This window comes from Bacillus sp. AP50 (assembly GCF_040492675.1).
Taxonomy (GTDB): Bacteria; Bacillota; Bacilli; order Bacillales; family Bacillaceae_G; genus Bacillus_A; species Bacillus_A cereus.
Genome location: NZ_JBEUTW010000099.1, coordinates 1 through 8,435, shown reverse-complemented (window position 1 = coordinate 8,435; position 8,435 = coordinate 1). Strand labels below are relative to the sequence as shown.

Here is an 8,435-nt window from a genome sequence, read left to right as displayed (position 1 = left end):
CTATCTATGTAGATGAAAGAAGGCTACTAAATCTTTTTTTAAATTTAGATATTTCATAGTGAATGTATTATTGATTAAATAATACATTTGTTTAATACAAGTACCCCGTAAGAAAAATTAACCGTCATAATGTAATTAACAAAGTGAGGATTTTCATTTAAATTTTATAAAACTCAAATGTATTCTTTTCTAAACATATTGTTTCATCAGAAGTTTTGATAATGATATCAAAACGCTGACTATACGAATGCATAAATACTTCATATTGAATCCGTCGTTCTTCATGAGACTGCCTTAAATAACTTATATCCGCTCCCCTTTCAGCTATATCCCGGCTTGATCTTCTCATTAGTTCCGTTTCGCCATCTGTATAAAAATAAATTTTCAAATCAAATAAATCAGGGTTAATAAATGCGGCACTCATTCCCTCCACAATCGTTACTTTATTTTTCGAAGAAATCAACTTACTTTTCATATAATGCGTATCTATCGTATAAAAATCCAGCCCAGCTCTAACCATCTGAATATCTCTTTCTAAAGCTGCCAAATGGTGTGCCGCTGGATGACAAGCTGTCATTTTATAACGATGATTTTCATTTTGATATGTATAGTGAATCACTGCATGCTTACGGATATCCGAACTGACAATGTAAGGATCTGTATTAATATAATTTACTTCATTTTGATTTAGTAGATTTACGAGTCTATTAGCAAACGTTGTTTTTCCAGCTGCACCATGTCCTGAAATACCAATAACAATTTTTTCATCGCTCATCCTTAACCAATTTATAATTTCTTGTAACAACTTATCCATCATTCTCCCCCTTGCGCTAATATACTACCCTTTATTTCAATATCCAAAAATCCCTTTATTAAATTATACATAAAACAAGGAAGATATTGTAATTATTCATCATACCATCTCTAATTCTAAACAACTATATTATCTTTTAAATGAATTTATTATTTGTGAACACCTACATGATTAAATAGATTTCTAATTTTATCAATTCAATAGAATACCCTCTATTTTCCGGTAATTTATGCGAACCAATACAGTCATGACTATGTACAATAAAAAAGAGCCAATCCCCTATAAGATAGAAGATTGACTCTTTCCTTTATTTACTCCCCTGTTTCAGAAAATCGCTTTATACGTTCACCAATTTCATCACGAACACGTTGAAATTCGGACCACTCTTTTCCTGCTGGATCATCAAATCCCCAATGAACACGATTTACATGCGGCGGCGTAGATGGACAAACAGAATCCGCATGACTACAAAGCGTAACGACTAAATCAGCACTATTTAAAATGTTTGCATCAATTATATCTGATGTTTGATTTGTTATGTCGATATTTACTTCGTTCATTGCTTTAATTGCATTTGGATTTACTCCATGTGCTTCAATTCCTGCAGAATATACATTCCATTTATCACCTAAATATTGTTTGCCCCATGCTTCTGCCATTTGGCTTCGGCATGAATTTCCTGTGCATAAGAAATAGATTGTCTTTTTGTTTTCCATGTTGTTTTCCGCCTTTGTTTTTAAATTATGCTGGTTGATCATTAAAATATTTACGCTTAAACCAAAAAGCGACGTTTACAAGTGCAATCATTACAGGTACTTCAACTAATGGTCCGATAACTGCTGCAAATGCTGCGCCTGAATGAATACCAAACACCCCAACTGCTACAGCAATTGCTAACTCAAAGTTATTACTACCTGCTGTAAATGCTAATGTTGTCGTCACCGGATAGTTTGCACCAATTTTTCTTCCCATAAAGAAAGATACAAAAAACATTACAATAAAATAGATTAATAACGGAATCGCTATTCTTACCACATCTAGTGGCACGCTAACAATCATCTCTCCTTTTAAAGAAAACATAATGACGATCGTAAATAGCAATGCAAGTAATGTAAGTGAACTAATTTTAGGTATAAACACCTTTTCATACCACTGTCTTCCTTTTAACTTAACTAGTACAAAGCGTGTCAACATACCTGCTATAAAAGGAATTCCCAAATAGATAAATACTGATTTTGCTACTTCTATCATTGTAATATCGACAATAGCACCTTCAATCCCTAACCATTCTGGAATTACAGTTACAAATACGTATGCATAAACTGAGAAAAAAAGCATTTGGAATACCGAATTAAAAGCAACTAAACCTGCCGCATACTCTTTATCTCCATCGGCAAGATCGTTCCAAACAATGACCATCGCAATGCAACGTGCTAACCCAATCATAATGAGACCAACCATGTATTCTGGTTTATCAGGAAGAAAAATAATTGCTAACACAAACATAAGTACCGGACCAATAATCCAGTTTTGTACTAAAGATAGAACTAACACTTTTACATCTTTAAATACTCGGCCCATTTCCTCATAGCGAACTTTCGCTAATGGTGGATACATCATTACAATTAAACCAACAGCAAGTGGAATAGACGTCGTTCCAACCTGTAATGTATGTAGTCCGTCTACTACACTAGGAAACACAAACCCTAAACCAATCCCAACAGCCATAGCTAGAAAAATCCATAGTGTTAAATATCGATCTAGAAAAGATAAACGTTTCATTTTATTTTCCATCTCCTATTAACAACAAGAATTTTGTTCTACTACGTTAGAAGTCGTACAACAAGATGGATCTTCAATTTTATGAACATCACTCTGTGCTTTTGTATAAAAGAATTCCCACTCGTTCCCGTCAGGATCTGTTACCCAAAACTTATCTTGTACTGCATAGCAACAAGTCGTATCCATCTCATCACGTGCAAAGAACCCTTCTTTTTCTAATCTTTCTTTATGCAATGTAATCTCTTCAGCTGTATCCACTTGGAAACCGAAATGATTTACTTGGTTTCCCTTCACTTCATCTCTTACGTTCAGCGTGAAATTAAGTCCTGGCGTCTCTAATAAAAATTTTGCATAATCCACCTTCACCTTAACTGGTGACACACCAAATACCTTTTCGTAAAATTCAATAGACTTCTCTAAATCCGTAACGTTTATACCGACGTGAACATATCTCATAGCTTATTCCTCCTCTTTATATATTATTAATCAATTTTTTTTGATTAATGACTCAAAATTTTAACAGCAACTACCTTTCCCTGTTTTTCTAAAGATACAGCATAATTCTTCTGATAATAAATTATTTACTTCCGCATCATTTAAATCATAATAACTCCACGTACCTTTTGTTTCTTTCACAATTAAACCCGCATCTAATAAAACCTTTAAATGATAGGACAACTTAGATTGCGTCATTTCAAAAACTTCTGTTAAATCACATACACACGTCTGGCCCCGCTGGCAAAGCTCATACATGATTTCTAAACGTTTTTGATCAGCCAACGCTTTAAACTTTTTCTCATATAACTGAAAATTTTGTGCCACTGTAGTTCACTTCCCTTCATCAATTTTTTTGATGTTTATAGTATATACGCTGTTTAGTTCTTTATGCAACTAATTCATCAAGTTTTTTTGATTTAGAAAAAACTTCCTCCCATTATATCTTTGTTACAATTAAAAAAGACCATAGCTTTTTCAAAAATGAAAAACTACGGTTCTTTTTACAACTTAATAGTTACAATATTTCCGAGGAATGGAGTCTCTATAACTGTTTTAAATTTTAATTTGACCATTATAGAGTAGTGCCCCATTACCATCAAGCTAAGAAAAACAAATACCCCAAAATGAGAAAAATCGATATAACTCTTCAGCAAATAAAGATAACTCTTGTTTTTAGTGCATAATCATAAAAAGCACGTCACCCTTTCTCATTAACATAAGAGAATAGTAACGTGCTTTCAATTTCAAAAATAGTCTAAATCCTTAAGTTGATGGTTGTGGGGCGGGCCCCAATAAGAACGGTATCTAAGATTGTATGAAAGGTGTTAGTTCCATTCAAAAGGCCTCAGCCGACGATTAACTCAAGTACCGATTTCGGATGACTCCCATGTGATGAAGTTCGTGTCCTGCGATGCCGTACGCGAGGGCGCGCGCCGTAATGCTTAGGTTGTTGGCTGTACCCTTGCGGTTCCACGCCTCCGCCGGTAGCCCGCGCAGCAATGTGATCGTTGATTGCCGGACGGCCTGGTAGTCTTCGGCCAGTTGCGCGATTGTCCAGCTTCCGAAAGGAGGCATGAACAATTCCTGATCGAAACCGGTCAGCGGCGTCTGGTCCCCTCTTGCGAACCGGAGCAGGCGGTAGGTCATGACGCGTTCCGCGTCTGTAATGTGGCCCACAACTTCTTTCAGTGTCCATTTTCCTTCCGCATACCGATATGCGGCCTGGCTTTCGGTCAACGATGCCAGGAGCTCGGTCATTTGCTTTTCCTGAGCGAGCAGAATGTCGATGATGTTACCGTCTGGCACCAAACGGATATATTCGCCGGAGCTCCCAGCGTATTCTTCTTCTGACGGTCTTTGATTCATGCGTAGTCACCTCTTTATGTATATATAGAAAATTATAGCACTCGTCTATGTCTAATAAATTCGCGAAATGATAGAACTTCCCTTCTAATAATTGAGGCTAAGCAACTATTTAGTCGGTCGCCACACTATCCTGATTCCTTAGCACAATAAGCAATTCTAATCAATAATGCATAAAAATTAGAAGTTATACAATATTTCAAAATTATTAATATATATTAGTTTATTCCGAAACACACATAAATATATTTTGTCGAAACTATTAAAAAGGGAGAATTTCTCTAGCTGAAGAATTAATAATTGTGTTACCAATATGTAAAAATCTCAATTTAAAACTAAAGGAGAACAAAATGGGACAAATAATTGTATCGATGTACCTCTCACTAGATGGTGTCATGGAGGAACCAGCTTGGACTGCTCCATATTTCAATGAAGAAGTAGCAAAGTTTCAATCCAATTTGCTGTTTGAAAGTGAGGCTCTTCTACTAGGGCGAGTAACCTATCAAGGTTTTGCAGCTGCTTGGCCTTCTATGACTGATGAAGAAGGTTTTGCTGATAAGATGAACAGCATGCCTAAATTTGTTGCTTCAACAACTTTGGAAAAAACCGAATGGAATGCAAATCTTATCAAGGGTAATATTGTAGAAGAAATATCGAAACTGAAGGAACAGCCCGGTCAGAACCTTTTAATTTATGGTAGTGGTGAGCTTATACAGACATTGATGCAACACGACCTCATTGATGAATATCATTTTATGGTCAATCCTGTTATCGTGGGAAGCGGAAAGCATCTCTTTAAAACCGGAAACGATACAAAGGCTTTAAAACTGATCGAAACAAGAACGACCAGTTCAGGTGTCGTTATTCTTTCCTATCAGCCGGAGAAAAAAGAATAATTATTGATAAATTATCTTATGAAAAACTCTATTTATTACATAGGAGTTGCTATTATTTTAGTAATTATCTGTGCAATGTTTAGGGGCATTATACGTATAATTTGTCATACTAACAATCGCAAAAAGCAAGATTCAGTCGCACAAAATTAGATAAGGTTATTCAACTGTTAGAAAAACAAAACAAAGATTGACTCTTTCGGATCAGGAAAAGTTAAAAATAACTTCCAATAACGAGAATAATGTAAATAAGCTGTCCATGTGGACAGCTTATTGTTTTTTGCTTAGCGTGCAAAATTTGCGTCTTGTTCGCGGGACTCCAAACAGTACGATTTTATTTCAAAGACACAACGATCTTACTACACACTTTTTATTTATCCCACACTCTCATCTACTAGTATTACTATTTTTTATTACTAATGTTGCCGTTTCACTCGGATGGCTAAGAGGAAAATGATGACCATATGGAACAAAATCAACCTTACCAAGATGCGATGGAGCAGAATAGCCTCTGTCATACTCCCCCCAAATAATGTGAAGATTATACTTTGTTACTTCATTGAAATCACCTTGATTATTTTTTAGTAGTAAACTGTTAAGCTGGACCGTAGTATTTAAAATTCTAGGAGAAGTAAAACTGTTTCTTATTTTTTCAATATAATGTTCAGGGATACTCTCGATACTTTCAAACAAACCATTACTTAATAAATATCGCCCTATCAAATTAGTAGTTGCCAATTTTAATGTCCATTTGTTCATAAATTGAGGAACATTTAGCGATTTAGCATTTTTTTTAACAACAGGTGGCTGAAGTAACGTAATTGAATACTTCTTATCTATGTACTCTTGTACCAATGCTTCCAGAAGAATAAATGCACCGAATGAATGGCCAATTAGATGTGCACCATTCGTAGCTTTCTCCAATAACTTTTTCACTACATTCAAATAGATAGCTAGAAGATTTTTCTCTTGTTTAAAAGGAGAACGTCCCAAACCTGGAAGATCCAAGATCCATACAGGTTGACCAGTTTTTTCATGAAGCTCTTGTGCTAAAGGAAATAAATCCTCTCCATCACTCAATAAACCATGTAATAAAATAAACGGTTTACCCTCTCCTTGTAATTGGTAAAGGGTAGTGCTATCGCATAATGTTCGTTTAAATAAATGATTATGTTGGCCATTTTGATACATCATTCGATAATCCAAATCAGCTACTACGGCAGGGAAAAATTTCATTACACTCGCCTTCTTAAACCAATCTCCTCCCATAATTTTTTTCGCTGAAACATTTGAAAATTTTCGTCTTGTAATAAAATTCAGTCCATCAGAAGGAATTTTTGTTATTTTACTTACTCCACTATTCATAATTGCTTTCATAAGTGGCATTGGGACAGAGATTTTTGGTGCCCTCATATTCATACTTTCCGACATAATACTTAATAACTCAGCAATGTTCTGGTCGTGCTGTTTGTCTTCAACAAGTGTATATGTTTGAATAGTCGGTTGCTCTAATCTGAAAACCTGCACAATAAACTTCGCAAGCTCATCGTTTGAAATAAGTGGTAACCTATATCCCTTACCCCCAGGAATCACTGGCATGAGCCCTCTTCGCATACTCTTCACAAGCAAACCTAATCCTGCTATCTGCTCTGTACTCCCTGTTTTACTACTACCGACTACAGTTGGCGGATTAATTAAAGAAAGCGGATAACCTACTGCTGATGCCTGCTGACGGATATAAAGATCTGCTAAAAATTTTGTTCTCTCATATGGATTTTTTATTTTCAAATAATTATTTCCTTCTTGAAACACATCAATTGCAATCTTGCTATTTTTATCATCAAAGGGACTCATATAACCTACAACATGAATAAATTGTTGCAAGCCCTTCAATTGATGAATACTTTTAGCTAATTCACTAATATGTTTGGCACCATTTAAAAATACGGAAGCTGCCTCTTTACTTGTCGCTTGAATATCCATGGGGCCTCCTGCGTGAATAATCACATCCGTTTTCAATACCCTCTCCTTATCTTCAGCACTTAGACCTAAATCTATTTTCGTCAAATCACCTTCAATAAAGTGCATAACTTCCTTTTTTAAGATGCCTCTTTCTTGAAAAAGACGTATTGCTTTACTTTTCGACCTCACTAAAAGAAGAATTTTAACATCCTCTTTGGCTAATTCTTTCACTAATTGCTTTCCAATAAAGCCTGTTCCACCAGTTAAAAATACTGTTCTCATATAAAATCCCCCTTTTTAGTACTACTCAGTACTAATTTGATGTAAAAAAAATGCTTCTTTTATCGAAGCAATTTTAAAAAATGATCTGCTGTTTTCGTGATTACAGTTGCATCCTTCAATGTTTCTGAAATAAATAACGCTCCTTCAAGATTTGTAATAAAAAGTGATGCAACCTCATCAATATGAATCGTATTTCTAAATTCTCCATTCTCTACCCCTTGTTTAAGTAATAGAGAAACTTTCTTTTGTAATCCTGTAAAAAAAAGACCTATTTTTTCTTTTATTTGCGTGGCCTGTTTAGGACTTTGAATATAAAGAGTAATAAATGGACAGCTCCCCTTATACTCTCTCGACTGAACTCCTTGTGATAATTGCTTTAAAAACAGTTGGATACGATCTTCAACTAAAAATTGCTTCTGAGAAAGTACGTCATCAATTGCAGATTGATACATTTCAATCCAATAATCAACGACCGCTTCTAATAATACTTCCTTATTAGAAAAGTGATAATACACATTAGACTTTGAAACTTTGCTTACACGTACTAATTCATCCATACTTGTATAAGCAAACCCTTTTTCTAAAAATAATGTTGCAGCTACTTCAATCACACGTCTTTGATTCATTAATTTTACCTTTGTCATAACTAGAACTATATAGTACTAATTTAAATATTACAAGTATTTATGTTAATTTAGAAAAAAGTTTGTTTAAAAAAGTTCCACTAACATTGATTTTACTGCAAAAAAAATCTTATTTTGAATAAAGTTGAACTGAACCCCGAAATCGTTAATTTACTATCGTCTAATAGGGGTCACCATACATACCCATCAACTTAAGAA

The 8,435-nt window shown here is 34.8% G+C and carries 9 protein-coding genes and 1 pseudogene; 2 read left to right on the top strand and 8 right to left on the bottom strand.

Annotated features, from left to right (window positions below; genetic code table 11):
* Positions 1–157: 157 nt before the first annotated feature.
* The 6 genes from ABWK52_RS09190 to ABWK52_RS09165 all read right to left on the bottom strand — a co-directional run bounded on the left by ABWK52_RS09190 (position 158) and on the right by ABWK52_RS09165 (position 4,459).
* Positions 158–814, bottom strand: a complete 657-nt coding sequence (locus ABWK52_RS09190) for a uridine kinase family protein (protein WP_000359535.1) — start codon at positions 812–814, stop codon at positions 158–160.
* A 311-nt stretch (positions 815–1,125) separates the two neighbouring features.
* The gene (gene arsC / locus ABWK52_RS09185) at positions 1,126–1,530 is read right to left on the bottom strand and encodes an arsenate reductase (thioredoxin) (RefSeq protein WP_000428354.1); all 405 of its coding nucleotides are present in this window, start codon (positions 1,528–1,530) and stop codon (positions 1,126–1,128) included.
* 25 nt (positions 1,531–1,555) lie between these two features.
* A complete protein-coding gene (gene arsB / locus ABWK52_RS09180; protein WP_061654897.1) occupies positions 1,556–2,596 on the bottom strand; it encodes an ACR3 family arsenite efflux transporter in 1,041 nt (346 codons plus the stop codon).
* An 18-nt stretch (positions 2,597–2,614) separates the two neighbouring features.
* On the bottom strand, positions 2,615–3,052 hold the full coding sequence (locus ABWK52_RS09175) for an ArsI/CadI family heavy metal resistance metalloenzyme (protein WP_001270993.1): 438 nt from the start codon (positions 3,050–3,052) through the stop codon (positions 2,615–2,617).
* Positions 3,053–3,112: 60 nt separating this feature from the next.
* Complete coding sequence (arsR, locus tag ABWK52_RS09170) at positions 3,113–3,418, bottom strand: arsenical resistance operon transcriptional regulator ArsR (protein WP_002062841.1); 306 nt, start codon at positions 3,416–3,418, stop codon at positions 3,113–3,115.
* Positions 3,419–3,949: 531 nt separating this feature from the next.
* The gene (locus ABWK52_RS09165; protein WP_001076316.1) at positions 3,950–4,459 is read right to left on the bottom strand and encodes a DinB family protein; all 510 of its coding nucleotides are present in this window, start codon (positions 4,457–4,459) and stop codon (positions 3,950–3,952) included.
* A gap of 347 nt (positions 4,460–4,806) precedes the next feature.
* On the opposite strand from ABWK52_RS09165, the gene ABWK52_RS09160 reads away from it, so the two are divergent.
* Complete coding sequence (locus tag ABWK52_RS09160) at positions 4,807–5,352, top strand: dihydrofolate reductase family protein (protein ID WP_000529760.1); 546 nt, start codon at positions 4,807–4,809, stop codon at positions 5,350–5,352.
* Between the two features lie 18 nt (positions 5,353–5,370).
* Positions 5,371–5,543 (top strand): annotated as a pseudogene (locus ABWK52_RS09155) (DUF4083 family protein).
* 193 nt (positions 5,544–5,736) lie between these two features.
* Here the strand turns inward: ABWK52_RS09155 and ABWK52_RS09150 are convergent.
* Positions 5,737–7,593, bottom strand: coding sequence for an alpha/beta fold hydrolase (locus ABWK52_RS09150; RefSeq protein WP_098327583.1), 1,857 nt, complete (start codon positions 7,591–7,593; stop codon positions 5,737–5,739).
* Between the two features lie 59 nt (positions 7,594–7,652).
* Complete coding sequence (locus tag ABWK52_RS09145; RefSeq protein WP_061654899.1) at positions 7,653–8,219, bottom strand: TetR/AcrR family transcriptional regulator; 567 nt, start codon at positions 8,217–8,219, stop codon at positions 7,653–7,655.
* Positions 8,220–8,435: the final 216 nt, after the last annotated feature.